At 64.9% G+C, this 16163-nt stretch carries 14 protein-coding genes; all 14 read left to right on the plus strand.

What is annotated here, in order from left to right; all coding sequences use genetic code 11:
- Positions 1-8 precede the first annotated feature (8 nt).
- The 14 genes from LT948_RS02180 to fliE all read left to right on the plus strand — a co-directional run bounded on the left by LT948_RS02180 (position 9) and on the right by fliE (position 16142).
- The gene (locus LT948_RS02180) at positions 9-1139 is read left to right on the plus strand and encodes an aromatic ring-hydroxylating oxygenase subunit alpha (RefSeq protein ID WP_003158206.1); all 1131 of its coding nucleotides are present in this window, start codon (positions 9-11) and stop codon (positions 1137-1139) included.
- On the plus strand, positions 1136-1750 hold the full coding sequence (locus LT948_RS02185) for an acetyltransferase (RefSeq protein ID WP_023875665.1): 615 nt from the start codon (positions 1136-1138) through the stop codon (positions 1748-1750). Before LT948_RS02180 ends, LT948_RS02185 begins: the two co-directional genes overlap by 4 nt.
- On the plus strand, positions 1747-2913 hold the full coding sequence (locus LT948_RS02190; protein WP_015503346.1) for an FkbM family methyltransferase: 1167 nt from the start codon (positions 1747-1749) through the stop codon (positions 2911-2913). Before LT948_RS02185 ends, LT948_RS02190 begins: the two co-directional genes overlap by 4 nt.
- Positions 2914-3033: 120 nt before the next feature.
- Positions 3034-6540, plus strand: coding sequence for a glycosyltransferase (locus tag LT948_RS02195; protein WP_073656903.1), 3507 nt, complete (start codon positions 3034-3036; stop codon positions 6538-6540).
- Between the two features lie 226 nt (positions 6541-6766).
- A complete protein-coding gene (locus LT948_RS02200) occupies positions 6767-7930 on the plus strand; it encodes a flagellin (protein WP_003086434.1) in 1164 nt (387 codons plus the stop codon).
- A gap of 79 nt (positions 7931-8009) precedes the next feature.
- A complete protein-coding gene (locus LT948_RS02205; RefSeq protein WP_003086436.1) occupies positions 8010-8396 on the plus strand; it encodes a flagellar protein FlaG in 387 nt (128 codons plus the stop codon).
- A gap of 77 nt (positions 8397-8473) precedes the next feature.
- Positions 8474-9910, plus strand: a complete 1437-nt coding sequence (gene fliD, locus LT948_RS02210) for a flagellar filament capping protein FliD (RefSeq protein WP_003133924.1) — start codon at positions 8474-8476, stop codon at positions 9908-9910.
- Complete coding sequence (gene fliS, locus LT948_RS02215; protein ID WP_003086441.1) at positions 9910-10308, plus strand: flagellar export chaperone FliS; 399 nt, start codon at positions 9910-9912, stop codon at positions 10306-10308. Before fliD ends, fliS (LT948_RS02215) begins: the two co-directional genes overlap by 1 nt.
- 58 nt (positions 10309-10366) lie before the next feature.
- Positions 10367-10747: a flagellar export chaperone FliS gene (gene fliS / locus LT948_RS02220; protein ID WP_003158217.1), complete on the plus strand. Its 381-nt coding sequence runs from the start codon at positions 10367-10369 to the stop codon at positions 10745-10747.
- Between the two features lie 25 nt (positions 10748-10772).
- Entirely contained in the window at positions 10773-11066 is a 294-nt protein-coding gene (locus LT948_RS02225; protein WP_003086445.1) for a flagellar protein FliT, read from the plus strand.
- 281 nt (positions 11067-11347) lie between these two features.
- A complete protein-coding gene (gene fleQ / locus LT948_RS02230) occupies positions 11348-12820 on the plus strand; it encodes a transcriptional regulator FleQ (protein WP_003086448.1) in 1473 nt (490 codons plus the stop codon).
- A gap of 112 nt (positions 12821-12932) precedes the next feature.
- Entirely contained in the window at positions 12933-14141 is a 1209-nt protein-coding gene (fleS, locus tag LT948_RS02235; RefSeq protein WP_003086450.1) for a sensor histidine kinase FleS, read from the plus strand.
- Positions 14142-14145: 4 nt separating this feature from the next.
- Entirely contained in the window at positions 14146-15567 is a 1422-nt protein-coding gene (gene fleR, locus LT948_RS02240; protein ID WP_003082202.1) for a sigma-54-dependent response regulator transcription factor FleR, read from the plus strand.
- Positions 15568-15812: 245 nt separating this feature from the next.
- The gene (gene fliE / locus LT948_RS02245; protein ID WP_003086454.1) at positions 15813-16142 is read left to right on the plus strand and encodes a flagellar hook-basal body complex protein FliE; all 330 of its coding nucleotides are present in this window, start codon (positions 15813-15815) and stop codon (positions 16140-16142) included.
- Positions 16143-16163 lie beyond the last annotated feature (21 nt).

Raw genomic sequence — 16163 nt, forward strand, 5'->3', positions numbered from 1 at the left:
ATGTGGACATGACTCGCCATGCGCTGGACGCAGCGCACTACACCGAGCCGCAGACGCTCGCGCTGGAGCGCGAAAGGCTGTTCGGCAGGCTCTGGATCTTCGTCGGCTTCAGTTCGATGGTGCGTGAGCGCAACCAGTTCTTCACCCGCAAGATCGCCGGCGTGCCGGTCGTGGTGCAGCGTACCGAGTCCGGCATCCGGGCCTTTCTCAACCAGTGTCCGCATCGTCTGTCGGCCATCCAGACCGAATGCACCGGCCAGCGACCGCTGGTCTGCCCGTACCATGCCTGGTCGTTCGGCGCCGAGGGGCAGCTACAGGGCATTCCGAACTCCAGTCTGTACCAGTTCAGCGCCGAGGAGCGGGCGCGGATCGGCTTGCGCAAGCTGCACCTGGAAGAGGTGGGGCAACTGCTGTTCGTCAACCTGGCGGACGACCCGCTGCCGCTGCGCGAGCAGTTTGACGATGGATTCCTGGAAACCTTGCGGGAGGTCTCCTCGCACCTGGATACGCGGCTGATCTACAGCTGCCACAAGGTGCGCTACAACTGGAAGCTGAACATGGAGAACGTGAAGGACTACAACCATGTTCCTTTCGTCCATCCGAAGACCTTCCTCCCGGTGATGACCGCCCCGGTGCGCGGTCTGGCACGCGAGGCTGCGGTGCCATCCGAGGTGCTGCGCCTGCTGCAGGAAGGCGAAACGCCGGAGCTGCGTTCGCTGAGCTTCCCCACCAAGGCGCCGATCCAGCCCTACAAGAGCTGGTTCTCCGACCTCTGTGAGGGCTACGGCGACGAGCACGCCTACTACAACTGGTTCATCTACCCGAACGTGAACTTCTGCAGCGTCCGTGGCGAGCACTTCCTGCTCCAGCAGTACGATCCGGTGGCACCCGGCGAGACCGACTACCACCTGTGGATGATGACTGCCCGGCGCAAGGATCCGAAGACCGATTTCAGCGCTTTGCTGAGCACCCTGATTCGCGGCGAGCGTAACGTGATCGGCGAGGACACCCTGGTCCTGGAACGCCTCCAGGAGGGGCTGGGCGCACATTCGCCGCCGTTCATGCACGGCGACTACGAGGTGCAGCTGGTGCGCCAGCACCTGTGGTATCGCGCGCAGGTACTGGGGGAGAGGGCATGAAGCAGGCGATCATCGTCGGGGAAGGGCGCGCGCTCGAACGGGCGGACAGTACTGCGCGGGAACGGGGACTGGAACACCGGGTCCTGGAGCTGAATGCTGCGGATCGACACAACTTCGATATTGCGCCTCTGCTCGAACGCTACCCCGCTGCGGAAAGCGAAGTATTCGTGGCGCTGGACGAGCGGGCGGTGAACTACGCCCGCCACAAGCTCATCGCGGATATCCGCCTGGCGGGCTACCGGCTATTCGATATCGTCTCGCCTCAGGCCATCGTCGGCGAAGGCGTGCGACTGCTGGGCAACGTGTTCGTCGGCGCCGGTTGCGTGCTCGCCGGTCGTGCCCGCATCGGCACTGGCAGTTGGCTGGAGCTGCAGGTCCTGGTGGAGGAGGACTGCCGGGTCGGAACCTGTAGCACGCTGCTCGCTGGCGTGCAGTTGGGACGGCGAGTGGAGATCGGCCAGGGCAGCACGCTGGGTGCGGGCAGCGTCGCGCTCGCCGACACCCGGGTGGGGCGACACTGCGAATGGTTGTTGCCGGGCAGGCTTCCCCGGGAACTACCCAATTACTCCTTTTACGATGAACTCATGCCCGATGGGGCACGCATCCTATGAGCGGGGAGCTGTCGATGATGGCGGGAAACGATATGACGCAGGCGGACTTCCTTTCGCGATGCGAACGGAGCGGATATCTATTGGTGCTGGTGCCTACTTCCTATCTTGGAGGGGTGTTCCGCTCACAGGTGGTTGCCGGTTTGTCGCAGCGTCTGCCTGGGGTTCGCCTGATTGCTGTGGATGATGTGCTTTTCGCCAGCAATAGCGTTCCCGATGGTTTCGACCAGGTGATTCCTACCGCCCAGTTGAAGGAACCATGCCACGCAGGGAAACCCGCAGTGAATTGTGCCTATTCGCTGCCTACCTGGCTGACGCTGGATCACCTGGCGAAGACTGCGCAATGCATCACCCTCGATCTGCCCGAGCTTCTCTACCTGCTGGATATTCCTTTGGTCTACCAGACCGGCGCGCTGACTCGCGAATTGGCGATGCAGCATCACGCCGAGTTCGTCTCGCTGCGCGAGCGCCTGGCCGACGAGCGAAGCCGGAAGACCCTGGAAGCCATCATGCGCCTGCGTTTGGACGGCAACCGCGCTGCGTTGCTGGACGTGTTGTGTCCGGGAGAGCAGGAATACTTTTCCCTGTACCGGGGCCCCGAGCATCCGATCGTCTTGCGAAGCGACGAGCATTACGTGGATATCGGTGCCTACGATGGCGATACGGTGAAGAAGTTCATGCTGGCGGCTCGTCATGAATATGCTTCGATCCATGCCTTCGAGCCTGATCCGGCGAATTACCGGCTCATGCATGCGTCGCTTGCTGGAAGTGTCGGTCTCCATCTGCATAACCAGGCGGTGTCCGATACCGGCGGCCATCTCGCATTCGCAGCCCACGGCACCATGGGAAGCAGGGTCGAGATAGACGGCACCGTGCAGGTGCCGTGCGTGCGGCTCGACGATGTCCTCGATGTCATGACCTTGCTGAAAATGGATGTGGAAGGCCATGAGGCACGGGTTCTGCGGGGGGCCGCGCGGCTGATCGACGAGTGCCGGCCGCGCATGGCCATCACCTGTTACCACCATGTGCAGGACCTGCTGGACATCGTCGCCGCGATCGACGGGATCGCTGCGGGAGCCCGGCTGCGCCTGCGCCATTACTCGCTGTATTTCTACGACACGATCCTCTATGTCGACTGGCCCGATGCTCTTCGTGAAGGGCGCTGACGCGCTCGTCGGAGCAGATGCTCCGCCGCGGGGAGTCGAGACCGGGAGCGGCGACACGAAGGGCCATGGCCCGGCCCTTCCGATCACCATGCGCTGCACCAATTACTCAGGAATGGCTCAATGAGCGCGAACGTTCGTGTCAGCATCGTCATGCCGACCTACAAGCTGGAGTACTTCGAGGACGCCCTCGACAGCGTGCTCGGGCAGACCTATCCGGCCCTGGAGCTGATCATCTGCGACGACAGCAGCGACGAGCGGATCGCCACGCTGGTCGAGCAGAAGCGCGCCTCCGCGGCGTTCCCGATCCGCTACTTCCGTAACGAGACGCGCCTCGGCGAGCTGGGCAGCACGGCGAAAGGCATCCGCCTGGCGGAGGGCGAGTACGTCAAGTTTCTCCACGACGACGACGTGTTGCTTCCCGAATGCGTCGAGGCGTTGGTGGGAGCGATGGAGCGCGAGCCGAACGTGGTCCTGGCCTCGTCGCGGCGGTTGCGTATCGACGAGGAAGGGCAGCCGCTGCCGGACATCCTGGCGACCTGCTTCCCGTTCGCCGGCGACGTCCTGATCGACGGTCGCGAGCTGGTCTCGTTCCTCGCCGACCACACCATCAACTTCATCGGCGAACCCAGTTGCCTGATGGCCCGGCGCGATGCGCTGCTGCAGATCTGCGAGCGCCTGATGATGCTCAACGGCCGGGCCATCGACTGGATCGGCGACCTGGCCATGTGTGCGCAGTTGCTACAGCGTGGCGACCTGGCGTTCCTGTCGCGGCCGCTGACCCGTTTCCGCGTCTCCCGCCAGCAGTTCAGCCAGATCGGGCGCGACCAGCCCGGTATCGGCGAGCAGGGCCATGCCGACTTCCGCCTGGCTATCCGCGAACTGGGTTGGTATCGCCAGGCCGGCGACAACCGCTTCGTCCGGGTGGCACCGATCACCCGCCTGGACGCCCGTGTCTTCAAGCCGGTCAACCTGCTTGCCGCGCTGAGGCGGGCGGCGGGCTTCGGTAGCGTCACGCTGTCGACCTGGCTGGAGGCGCGGCGGCCGGATGCGGTGCAGAAGGTGCTGATCGATCGATTCCTGCAGGAGCAGGGTGGTGGGCCGCGCTTCGCGGTGCTGGTGCTCGATGCCCACGGCGATACCGAGGCCGTGGAGCGTACCCTGCAGAGCCTGGAGCACGTCAATTCGTATCCACGTGTCGAGAGCCACCTGTTCGCGCCGCTGGGCACGAGTCCGCGGAACGGAGCGATGCTCTTCGATCCAGAGGTGGGGCCGGTGCCGACGATCAACCAGGCGCTTGCCCGGCTTGATACCGACTGGTTGCTCCTGGTCGAAGCGGGTGTCGAATTCACTGTCAGCGGCCTGCTGGTGGCGGCGCTGGACCTGCTGGCGGCACCGGAGAGCTGCCAGGCGGTGTACGCCGACGAACTCATGCGCCTGGATGACGGCGAGCTGGGCGCGGCGTTGCGCCCGGACCTGAATCTCGACCTTCTGCTCAGTTTCCCCGCCGGGCTGTCCCGGCACTGGTTGTTCCGCCGCGAGCCGCTGCTTGCCACGGGCGGATTCGACGAGACCGCCTGCGAGGCTTTCGAGCTGGCCTACCAGTTGCGTCTCGTCGAGCAGCGGGGCCTGGGCTGTATCGGACACATCAGCGAGCCACTGCTGTCTGGCCCAGCGCTGCGCCTGCAGGACAGCACCGCCGAGCGTGCGGCGATCGAAGGCCACCTGCGTGCCCGTGGCTACGCGCAGGCGACAGTCGGAAGCCGGCTGCCGGGGCGCTACGAGCTGGACTACGGCCACGCCGGGCAACCGCCGGTCAGCATCCTGGTGCTGGCCGGGGAGCGCCTGGCGCAGCTCCAGCGTTGCGTAGAAACCGTGCTGGAGAATACCGCCTATCCCAACTACGAGATCCTTCTGCTGGAACAGGGTGGCGAAGCGGCCGACGTTCGCGAATGGCTGCTCGCCGTCGAAGGCATGGGTGTCGAGCAGGTGCGGGTGCTGCGAGGCGATGGGCAGTTGTCCCGTGGGGCTCTGCGCAACCTGGCGGCGTCCCGGGCGCGCGGCGAATTCCTGCTCTGGCTCGATGCCGGCAGCGGCATCCTCGACAAGGACTGGCTGCAGCAGTTGCTCAACCATGGCCAGCGTCCGGAAGTCGGCGCGGTAGGCGCCAAGCTCCTGGCGGCGGACGGACGGGTCTGCCACGCCGGCTGGCTGCTCGGTTTGTGCGGACCGGCCGGGCGGGCCTTCGAAGGGCGTTCGCACGAGGACGCCGGTTACCTGCAGCGCCTGCAGGTGGACCAGAACTACTCGGCGGTGGCTGGCGAATGCCTGTTGATGCGCCGCGAGTTGTTCCTCGAATTGGGCGGTTTCGACGAGGCGCTGACGCGCTGGGACGATGTCGACATCTGCCTGCGGGCGGTCCAGGCGGGCTACCTGAACGTATGGACGCCGCGTGCGCGGCTGTTGCTCGATGCGCCTGCCACGACGGCGGCGAGCGTCGAGGAAGAAGATGCGCTGTACGCGCGCTGGCTACCGTTGTTGGCACGCGATCCCGCCTATAACCCGGGCTTTTCGTTGCAGGCCGAAGGCGGTTTCAAGCTGGCCGACCCGCAGCTGGCCTGGCGCCCGTTGCAGGGGTGGCGGCCCTTGCCCACTGTCCTGGCGCACCCCGCCGACCTGTTCGGCTGCGGCCATTACCGGGTGATCCAGCCGTTCAGCGCGTTGCGCGAGTCGGCATCCATCGATGGCGCGCTGTCGATCGGCCTGATGCACGTGGCCGATCTGGAGCGCTACGACCCGGACGTACTGGTGCTGCAGCGCCAGGTCGGCGAGGAGCGTCTCGAGGCCATGCGGCGGATGCAGGCGTTCTCGCGAGCCTTCAAGGTCTACGAGCTGGACGACTATCTGCCCAACGTGCCCCTCAAGAGCGCCCATCGCCAGCACCTGCCGAAGGACATCCTGCGCACGTTGCGTCGCGGGCTGGGTTACGTCGACCGCTTCGTGGTGTCGACGCCGGCCCTGGCAGAGGCCTTCGCCGGTCTCCACCCGGATATCCGGGTGATCGAGAACCGCCTGCCGGTGGGGTGGTGGCAGGGGCTGCGGGCGCAGCGGCGGCGCGGCGAGCGGCCACGTGTCGGTTGGGCGGGCGGCTCGAGCCATACCGGCGACCTGGAACTGATCGCCGACGTGGTCCGGGAACTGGCCGACGAAGTCGACTGGGTGTTCTTCGGCATGTGCCCGCCGTCCATCCGTCCCTTCGTCAGGGAAGTGCATGCGGGGGTGCCTATCGAACGCTATCCGCGGGCATTGGCGGCTCTCGATCTCGACCTGGCGCTGGCGCCGGTGGAGCAGAACCTGTTCAACGAGTGCAAGAGCAATCTGCGCCTGCTGGAATACGGCGCCTGCGGTTTCCCGGTGGTCTGCAGCGACGTGCGCTGCTACCAGGACGATCTGCCGGTGACGCGGGTGAAGAACCGTTTCCGCGACTGGGTGGACGCGATCCGCATGCATACCCGCGACCTGGATGCCGCGGCCAGGGCAGGGGATCACCTGCGCGAACGGGTGCTGGCGGATTGGATGCTCGACGGCGAGCGTTTGCGCGCCTGGTATCGTGCCTGGATGCCGGACTGAGCGGCCGGCGGGGCTTTCCGTCGCGCTGTCCGCAGCGCTTGGGAGGCCTTGCGCGAACCCCTCCGACGGGGACGATGCATGAAAAACGAGGATGGTCAAAAAAAAACCTAAAGCTCCCCAGGGAAGCGCCGATAAAGATCACGAATGCGAACTTTAGGGGTGCCTGGGCGATGCCCACCCGAGGTCGCAAGCTCAGGCAAACATATCGTCCTTGGAGGGCATCAAGATGGCCTTGACCGTCAACACCAACATCGCTTCGCTGAACACTCAGCGGAACCTGAACAACTCTTCCGCGTCGCTGAACACTTCGCTGCAGCGTCTGTCCACCGGTTCGCGCATCAACAGCGCCAAGGACGACGCCGCCGGCCTGCAGATCGCCAACCGTCTGACCAGCCAGGTCAACGGCCTGAACGTGGCTACCAAGAACGCCAACGATGGTATCTCCCTGGCGCAGACCGCTGAAGGCGCCCTGCAGCAGTCGACCAACATCCTGCAGCGTATGCGTGACCTGTCCCTGCAGTCGGCCAACGGCTCCAACAGCGACTCCGAGCGTACCGCTCTGAATGGCGAAGTGAAGCAACTGCAGAAAGAACTGGATCGTATCAGCAACACCACCACCTTCGGTGGCCGCAAGCTGCTCGACGGTTCCTTCGGCGTCGCCAGCTTCCAGGTGGGTTCGGCCGCCAACGAAATCATCAGCGTCGGCATCGACGAGATGAGCGCAGAGTCGCTGAACGGCACCTACTTCACGGCTACTGGCGGCGGTGCGGTCACTGCTGCAACCGCTTCGGGCACCGTCGACATCGCGATCGGCATCACTGGCGGCAGCGCCGTGAACGTCAAGGTCGACATGAAGGGCAACGAAACCGCCGAGCAGGCGGCTGCCAAGATCGCCGCTGCGGTCAACGACGCCAACGTCGGCATCGGTGCCTTCACCGACGGCGCGCAGATCAGCTACGTGTCCAAGGCTAGTGCGGATGGTACTACCAGTGCGGTTTCCGGCGTAGCCATCACCGACACCGGCAGCACCGGCGCAGGCACCGCGGCAGGCACCACGACGTTCACCGAGGCTAACGACACCGTCGCCAAGATCGACATCTCCACCGCGAAGGGCGCTCAGTCCGCCGTGCTGGTGATCGACGAGGCGATCAAGCAGATCGACGCCCAGCGTGCCGACCTCGGTGCGGTGCAGAACCGCTTCGACAACACCATCAACAACCTGAAGAACATCGGTGAGAACGTATCGGCTGCTCGCGGCCGGATCGAAGACACCGACTTCGCAGCCGAAACCGCCAACCTGACCAAGAACCAAGTGCTGCAACAAGCCGGCACCGCGATCCTGGCCCAGGCCAACCAGCTGCCGCAGTCGGTTCTGAGCCTGCTGCGCTAAGCTTCGGCGAGGTCAAGGTGAAGTCACGAGGGGGAGCGCTGGCGCGCTTCCCCTCGTATCTCATTGAGAGGTAGCGACGATGGACGTCAGCAATGTCAACAATTCGACGGCTGCTCCGGTAATCCGGCTGTTCGGCTCGGCGTCTTCTTCCGATGGCGCACGCCCGGCCGGCCAGGCCGGCGAGGCGGCCGCCAGCGCAAGCGCGCAACGGACGGGCGACGTTAGGATGGGCGACAAGGAGCAACGCGCTGCGGTCGAGGAGGCGGTTTCCTCCATCGAGAAGTTCACCCAGAGCATCCGCCGTGATCTGAGTTTCAGCCTGGACGACTCCACGGGGCGGGTAGTGGTCAAGGTGACCGATTCGACTTCCGGAGAAGTCATCCGGCAAATCCCTTCCGAAGAGGCCCTGCGCCTGGCAGAGCGACTGGACGAAGCGCGCAGCCTGCTGTTCAAGGCGGAAGCCTGAGCGGAATTGGCACGTCTTTTGACTGTCTGTTGGAATTGGAAGGACAAAGCGTCAATGAGCTGACGAGGTGAAGCAAGATGGCGAACAGTACGACGATCAACGGCTACAACTCGGGCCTTGATATCAAGAACATCGTTTCCACCCTGGTGGCGGCCGAGAAGGCGCCGAAGGAGGCGCAGCTCAAGCGCCTGGAAAGCGACACCACCGCCAAGTTCACCGGCATCGGCCAGCTCAAGAGCGCGATCTCCGACCTGCAGACCATCCTCAAGGAGCTGAACAAGCCCGAGCTGTTCCAGAAGCGCTCGGCGAGCACCAGCGACGAGAAGTTCGCCACCGCCACCGCCACCAAGGACGCCCTGCCGGGTATCTACAAGCTCGAAGTGACCCAGCTGGCCAGCGTCAGCAAGGTGGCCACCGCGTCGTTTGCCGATGGCTACAAGACCACTTCCGGTGGCACCCTGACCATCAAGCAGGGCGCCGACGATGCCGGCGTCACGGTAAACGTCGCGGCGGGCGCGACCCTCGCCGAAGTGCGCGACTCGCTCAACGCGCAGCTGAAGGACAAGGGCATCAGCGCCAACATCGTCAACAACCCTGGAGACGGAACCTCGCGACTGGTCTTCACCGGCAAGGATTCCGGCGCCGGCAAGGACGTGTTCGTCCAGGGCAGTTCCGGCCTGGAGAACTTCAACATCGGCAGCGTCGGCGCCGATGGCAAGCTGACCCTGTCCCAGTTGGACGGTACGTCCTCCAGCAGCAGCGGCTATATCACCCAGGCGAAGAATGCCAAGTTCAGCATCGACGGCCTGACCCTGGAAAGTCCGACCAATACGGTCGACAAGGTCATCAACGGCGTCACCTTCGAGCTGAAGACGGTCACCGACACCAACAAGCCGATCACCATCTCGGTCGAGCAGGACCGTGGCGGCGTCAAGGACAACATCAAGAAGTTCGTCGAGGCCTACAACAAGCTGGTCGGCGTGACTTCGGAACTGACCGGCGTGACCAAGGTGGGCGACGACAAGGCTCCCGTGGTCGGTGCCTTGGTCGGTGACAGCAGCGTGCGCAACCTGCTCACCACCATGCGCAACGAGATGGTCCAGCCGGGGCAAGGTACCGATGTCCGCATGCTCGCCGACATGGGTATCACCACCAAGAAAGACGGCACCCTGGAGATCGACGACAAGAAACTCGACAAGGTTCTGAAGGACAAGTTCGAGTCGGTTTCCGCTCTGTTCACCGGCGATACCGGCCTGATGAAGCGTCTCGACGACAAGCTCACGCCTTACACCCAGACCGGCGGTGTGCTCCAGCAGCGCCTGGATGGATTGCAGGACACCATCAAGTCGGTGGATACCCAGCGCCAAGCGCTCGATCGCCGGGTCGAGCAGTTACAGGATCGTTTGCTCAAGCAGTTCACCGCCATGGACCAGTTGATCGGCCAGCTCAACCAGACCAGCGGACGCATGGCCCAGGCTCTTAGCAGCCTGCCTGGCCTTGTGAAGAAAAGCTGATGTCGCGTCCTATCGATACCTACCGGCAGGTAGGCAGCGCACAGGACGTCCCGCCCTACCAGGTGGTCAAGCTGCTGCTGGACGGCGCGCTCGAACGCATCGCCCTGGCCCGGCGCGCGGTGCTGGAGCGCAACCCGGCGCTGCGCGGCGAAGCGGTAGGCACCACGTTGTCGATCATCGGCGCCTTGCAGGCTGGCCTCGATCACCAGCAGGGCGGCGAGATAGCCGGCAATCTGGATGCGTTGTACGACTACATGACCCGCCGCCTGGCTGGTGTCGCGCTGGACGACACACCGCGTCCGCTGGACGAGGTCGAGGCGCTGCTGGGCCAGATCAAGCAGGCCTGGGATGCCATTGGCAGCGCCGAAGCGCAGGGCGAAGACAGCGAACGGCGCTAAAGAATCGCGGTAGCCGACCGATATAGAGCGTATCAGTCACCGAACAAGGCAACCGTCGATGAACGCAATGGCAGCCATGCGGCAATACCAGAATGTCAGTACCCAGGCTCAGGCTATCGATGCCAGCCCGCATCGCCTGATCCAGATGCTGATGGAAGGCGGCCTGACCCGGATGGCGCAGGCCCGCGGAGCCCTGGAGCGCGGCGAAGTGGCGCTGAAGGGCGAGCTGATCGGCAAGGCCATCGCCATCGTCGGTGGCCTGCGCGAAGGGCTCGACTTCGAGGCGGGCGGCGAGCTGGCAGCCAACCTCGACCGCCTTTACGCCTACATGTCGATGCGCCTGACGGAAGCCAACTTGAAGAACGACGCGGGCAAGCTCGAGGAAGTTTCCGAGCTGTTGCGCAACATCAAATCCGGTTGGGATGCGATTGCCCCCTGAGAGGCATCCCCAGAGGGACCAAGCAATGAGTGCAGCTGTACAGATCCTTGAAGAAACCGGTAGCGCCCTGCGCGTTGCCCTGGCCAGCCAGAACTGGGAGGCCATCGGTGAACTCGACCAGCGTTGCCGCCAGGCCGTCGACGAGGCGATGCTCGATGTACAGGACGAAGCCACCTTGCGGGCGCGGATGGAAGAGCTGCTGGCGCTGTATCGCGAGCTGATCGATGTCTGCCAGGGCGAGCAGCGCAAGCTGGCCACCGATCTGATCCAGCTGAACCAGTCGAAGCAAGGCGCCAAGGTCTACCAGATGTTCGGATAAGTTTTTCATGGCTTTGTGCCGTTACTTTGGCGCAAGGCTTTTCGGAAAAATTTACATATCCCCCAAAACCCCTGCCAGTACTGCTTTCCATGCGGTCTGTAGGGGTTTTTTATTGCCTCTCCCTGTCGGAAACAGCAAAAAAAACACGCCATAAAATTGACTAATCGTTCACATTTGACTTAACTAGTGGCCAAATGCTGGCTGCTTATTAGAAATAGGCATTAGTCCCAGCCCTCTTTCGGGTCGAGCGAGACCCATTCGATGCAAGGCAGCTGATCAAAATGTGGCGCGAAACCAAACTCTTGCTGATTGACGACAATCTCGATCGCAGTCGCGACCTGGCAGTCATTCTCAACTTCCTCGGCGAAGATCAGCTGACCTGCAACAGCGAGGATTGGCGAGAGGTAGCGGCGGGCCTGAGCAACAGTCGCGAAGCCCTGTGCGTGCTGCTCGGTAGCGTCGAGTCGAAGGGCGGGGCGGTAGAGCTGCTGAAGCAGCTGGCCAGTTGGGACGAGTACCTGCCGATCCTGCTGATCGGCGAGCCGGCCCCGGCCGACTGGCCGGAAGAGCTGCGCCGCCGGGTGCTCGCCAGCCTGGAGATGCCGCCCAGCTACAACAAGCTGCTCGACTCCCTGCATCGCGCCCAGGTCTACCGCGAGATGTACGACCAGGCCCGCGAGCGCGGCCGTTCCCGCGAGCCGAACCTGTTCCGCAGCCTGGTCGGCACCAGCCGGGCGATCCAGCAGGTGCGGCAGATGATGCAGCAGGTCGCCGATACCGATGCCAGCGTGCTGATCCTCGGCGAGTCCGGCACCGGCAAGGAAGTGGTGGCGCGCAACCTGCATTACCATTCCAAGCGCCGCGAGGGGCCCTTCGTCCCGGTGAACTGCGGGGCGATCCCGGCGGAACTGCTGGAAAGCGAATTGTTCGGCCACGAGAAGGGCGCCTTCACTGGTGCCATCACCAGTCGTGCCGGACGTTTCGAGTTGGCCAACGGCGGCACCCTGTTCCTCGACGAGATCGGCGACATGCCGCTGCCGATGCAGGTCAAGCTGCTGCGCGTGCTGCAGGAGCGCACCTTCGAAAGGGTCGGCAGCAACAAGACGCAGAACGTCGACGTGCGGATCATCGCCGCGACCCACAAGAACCTCGAGAAGATGATCGAGGACGGCACTTTCCGCGAAGACCTCTACTACCGCCTCAACGTATTCCCCATCGAGATGGCGCCGCTGCGCGAGCGGGTGGAAGACATCGCCCTGCTGCTCAACGAACTGATCTCGCGGATGGAACATGAGAAGCGCGGGTCGATCCGCTTCAACTCGGCGGCGATCATGTCGCTCTGCCGCCACGACTGGCCGGGCAACGTCCGCGAACTGGCGAACCTGGTGGAGCGCCTGGCGATCATGCATCCCTACGGGGTGATCGGGGTCGGCGAACTGCCGAAGAAATTCCGCCATGTCGACGACGAGGACGAGCAACTCGCCAGCAGCCTGCGCGAAGAGCTGGAAGAGCGCGCGGCGATCAACGCCGGGCTGCCGGGAATGGACGCGCCGGCGATGCTGCCGGCCGAAGGCCTGGACCTCAAGGACTACCTGGCCAACCTCGAGCAGGGCCTGATCCAGCAGGCCCTCGACGATGCCGGCGGAGTGGTCGCGCGGGCCGCCGAACGCCTGCGCATCCGCCGCACCACGCTGGTGGAGAAGATGCGCAAGTACGGCATGAGCCGGCGCGACGACGACCTGTCGGATGATTGACAGGTCGTTTCGCAACGCTTTGATTTTCAAATGAAAAAAATTTAGGCACGGGTATTGCTATATCTCCGTCGACCGACAGAACCATGACGTCGCGCCGACCGAGAGAAACGCAATGCAACCAGCCCTCAACGCCTTCACCGAGCAGCCAGCCGATACGGCCGAGGCCACCAGCCGCGCCGGCCTCGAGCAGGCCTTCGCGCTGTTCAACCAGATGTCCAGCCAGCTCAGCGAGTCCTACAGCCTGCTGGAGGAGCGCGTTACCGAGCTGAAAGGGCAACTGGCCCTGGTCAGCGCGCAGCGCATGGAGGAGCTGGCGGAAAAGGAGCGCCTGGCCAACCGCTTGCAGAGCCTGCTCGACCTGCTTCCCGGCGGCGTCATCGTCATCGATGCCCATGGTGTGGTCCGCGAGGCCAACCCGGCGGCCCTGGGCCTGCTTGGCGAACCGTTGGTGGGCATGCTCTGGCGCGAGGTGATCGCCCGCTGCTTCGCTCCGCGCGAGGATGACGGCCACGAGATTTCCCTGCGCGACGGACGTCGCCTGTCCATCGCCACCCGCTCGCTGAACGGCGAACCGGGTCAACTGATCCTGCTCAACGACCTTACCGATACCCGCCGTCTCCAGGAGCAACTGGCGCGCCACGAGCGCCTGTCGGCGCTGGGGCGGATGGTCGCCTCGCTGGCCCACCAGATCCGCACGCCGTTGTCGGCGGCGTTGCTCTATGCCGGGCACCTCAGCGAGCAGGCGCTGCCGACCGACCAGCAGCAACGCTTCGCCGGGCGGCTGAAGGAGCGCCTGCACGAACTGGAGCATCAGGTACGCGACATGCTGGTGTTCGCCCGCGGCGAGCTGCCACTGACCGACCGGGTGGCGCCGAAGGCGCTGTTCGACAGCCTGCGCGCGGCGGCCGAAGTCCATGTCCAGGGGCTCCAGGTGCGTTGGCAGTGCGAGGCGCGCGGCGGCGAGCTGCTGTGCAATCGCGACACCCTGGTGGGCACCGTGCTCAACCTGGTGGAGAACGCGATCCAGGCCTGCGGGCCCGAACTGCGCCTGAAGGTGCATCTCTATGCCCGCGCCGACAGCCTGCGCCTCAGCGTCAGCGACAACGGACCGGGCATGGACCCGGCGACCCTGGCGCGCCTGGGCGAACCCTTCTTCACCACCAAGACCACCGGTACCGGGCTCGGCCTGGCGGTGGTCAAGGCCGTGGCGCGCGCCCACCAGGGGCAATTGCAGTTGCGCTCTCGGCCCGGGCGCGGCACCTGCGCCACCTTGATCCTGCCGCTGATTCCGGCGGCGCCTCTTTCTGCGATTCAGGAGTAACCCCATGGCAGCCAAAGTCCTGCTGGTCGAAGACGACCGCGCACTACGCGAAGCCCTCAGCGACACCCTGCTGCTGGGCGGTCACGAGTTCGTCGCCGTGGACTCGGCGGAGGCGGCGCTGCCGGTCCTGGCCCGCGAAGCCTTCAGCCTGGTGATCAGCGACGTGAACATGCCGGGCATGGACGGACACCAGTTGCTCGGCCTGATCCGTACACGCTACCCGCACCTGCCGGTGTTGCTGATGACCGCCTACGGCGCGGTCGATCGCGCCGTCGAGGCGATGCGCCAGGGCGCCGCCGACTACCTGGTCAAGCCGTTCGAGGCGCGGGCGCTGCTCGACCTGGTGGCACGCCATGCGCTGGGCCAGTTGCCGGGCAGCGAGGAGGATGGTCCGGTGGCCCTGGAGCCGGCCAGCCGGCAGTTACTGGAACTGGCCGCGCGGGTCGCGCGCAGCGATTCCACCGTGCTGATCTCCGGCGAGTCCGGGACCGGCAAGGAAGTCCTGGCCAACTATATCCACCAGCAATCGCCGCGTGCCGGCAAGCCGTTCATCGCGATCAACTGCGCGGCGATCCCGGACAACATGCTCGAGGCCACCCTGTTCGGCCACGAGAAAGGTTCCTTCACCGGCGCCATTGCCGCCCAGCCCGGCAAGTTCGAGCTGGCCGACGGCGGCACCATTCTTCTCGACGAGATATCGGAAATGCCCCTCGGCCTGCAGGCCAAGTTGCTGCGCGTATTGCAGGAGCGCGAGGTGGAGCGGGTCGGTGCGCGCAAGCCGATCAACCTGGATATCCGCGTGCTTGCCACGACCAACCGCGACCTCGCGGCGGAAGTCGCGGCGGGGCGTTTCCGCGAGGACCTCTACTATCGCCTGTCGGTCTTCCCGCTGGCCTGGCGGCCGCTGCGCGAACGCCCTGCGGACATCCTGCCGCTGGCCGAGCGTCTGCTGCGCAAGCACAGCCGCAAGATGAACCTCGGCGCGGTGGCGCTCGGCCCCGAGGCCGCCCAGTGCCTGGTCCGGCATGCCTGGCCGGGCAACGTACGGGAACTCGACAACGCCATCCAGCGTGCGTTGATCCTGCAACAGGGCGGCCTGATCCAGCCCGCCGACCTGTGCCTCACCGCGCCGATCGGCATGCCGCTCGCGGCCCCGGTGCCGGTGCCCATGCCGGCAATGCCACCGGCCACCCCGCCGAGCGTCGAGATTCCGTCGCCGGCCGCAGGCCAGGACGCTAGCGGCGCGCTGGGCGACGACCTGCGTCGCCGCGAATTCCAGGTGATCATCGATACCCTGCGCACCGAGCGCGGCCGCCGCAAGGAGGCTGCCGAGCGCCTTGGCATCAGCCCACGGACCCTGCGCTACAAGCTCGCCCAGATGCGCGACGCGGGGATGGACGTGGAGGCCTATCTCTACGCCATCTGAGTGCTCGCATGTTCCCCAGGCCCGCCTCGTGCGGGCCTTTTGCGTCCGCCGCCGGTCGTCGCCCGGGGCTGTTCGAGCGTGCGCGCCTGCCGATAACCGGAGCAGGGACGGACCCTGCAGCGGTCGCGGGCATTGGCGGCGAACGCCGATGCCGGGCCTTGGGGTCGACTTGGCACCCTTGTTGCTAACTCCTCTGCAAAGTGCCGGGCGGCGTCAAAAAAGCCGCGGCTGTTGGAGGAAGAGTCATGAGTCAGGGTGTCGAGTTCAATCGTCTGATGCTGGAAATGCGTTCCATGCAAATGGAAGCCATGGCCAAGGCCAAACCGGTTCAGGCGCCGGCCGAAGTGGGGGCGCCGAGCTTTTCGGAAATGCTCTCCCAGGCCGTGGACAAGGTGAACGAGACCCAGCAGGCCTCCACCGCGATGGCCAACGCCTTCGAGGTCGGCCAGAGCGGCGTCGACCTGACCGACGTGATGATCGCCAGCCAGAAGGCCAGCGTGTCGTTCCAGGCCATGACCCAGGTGCGCAACAAACTGGTCCAGGCCTACCAAGACATCATGCAGATGCCGGTCTGAGCGGCGCGAGGATAACTAGTT

Origin of the sequence: Pseudomonas sp. CP-1, assembly GCF_021213715.1 — a bacterium.
GTDB lineage: Bacteria > Pseudomonadota > Gammaproteobacteria > Pseudomonadales > Pseudomonadaceae > Pseudomonas > Pseudomonas aeruginosa.

What these genes read in the sequence shown, in the direction of transcription:
- fleR (WP_003082202.1), top strand. Translation starts at nt 14,146, where the DNA reads ATGGCAGCCAAAGTCCTGCTGGTCGAAGACGACCGCGCACTACGCGAA.
- fliS (WP_003158217.1), top strand. Translation starts at nt 10,367, where the DNA reads ATGAACGCAATGGCAGCCATGCGGCAATACCAGAATGTCAGTACCCAG.
- LT948_RS02200 (WP_003086434.1), top strand. Translation starts at nt 6,767, where the DNA reads ATGGCCTTGACCGTCAACACCAACATCGCTTCGCTGAACACTCAGCGG.
- LT948_RS02195 (WP_073656903.1), top strand. Translation starts at nt 3,034, where the DNA reads ATGAGCGCGAACGTTCGTGTCAGCATCGTCATGCCGACCTACAAGCTG.
- fliD (WP_003133924.1), top strand. Translation starts at nt 8,474, where the DNA reads ATGGCGAACAGTACGACGATCAACGGCTACAACTCGGGCCTTGATATC.
- LT948_RS02225 (WP_003086445.1), top strand. Translation starts at nt 10,773, where the DNA reads ATGAGTGCAGCTGTACAGATCCTTGAAGAAACCGGTAGCGCCCTGCGC.
- fliS (WP_003086441.1), top strand. Translation starts at nt 9,910, where the DNA reads ATGTCGCGTCCTATCGATACCTACCGGCAGGTAGGCAGCGCACAGGAC.
- fliE (WP_003086454.1), top strand. Translation starts at nt 15,813, where the DNA reads ATGAGTCAGGGTGTCGAGTTCAATCGTCTGATGCTGGAAATGCGTTCC.
- LT948_RS02185 (WP_023875665.1), top strand. Translation starts at nt 1,136, where the DNA reads ATGAAGCAGGCGATCATCGTCGGGGAAGGGCGCGCGCTCGAACGGGCG.
- fleS (WP_003086450.1), top strand. Translation starts at nt 12,933, where the DNA reads ATGCAACCAGCCCTCAACGCCTTCACCGAGCAGCCAGCCGATACGGCC.
- LT948_RS02190 (WP_015503346.1), top strand. Translation starts at nt 1,747, where the DNA reads ATGAGCGGGGAGCTGTCGATGATGGCGGGAAACGATATGACGCAGGCG.
- LT948_RS02180 (WP_003158206.1), top strand. Translation starts at nt 9, where the DNA reads ATGACTCGCCATGCGCTGGACGCAGCGCACTACACCGAGCCGCAGACG.
- LT948_RS02205 (WP_003086436.1), top strand. Translation starts at nt 8,010, where the DNA reads ATGGACGTCAGCAATGTCAACAATTCGACGGCTGCTCCGGTAATCCGG.
- fleQ (WP_003086448.1), top strand. Translation starts at nt 11,348, where the DNA reads ATGTGGCGCGAAACCAAACTCTTGCTGATTGACGACAATCTCGATCGC.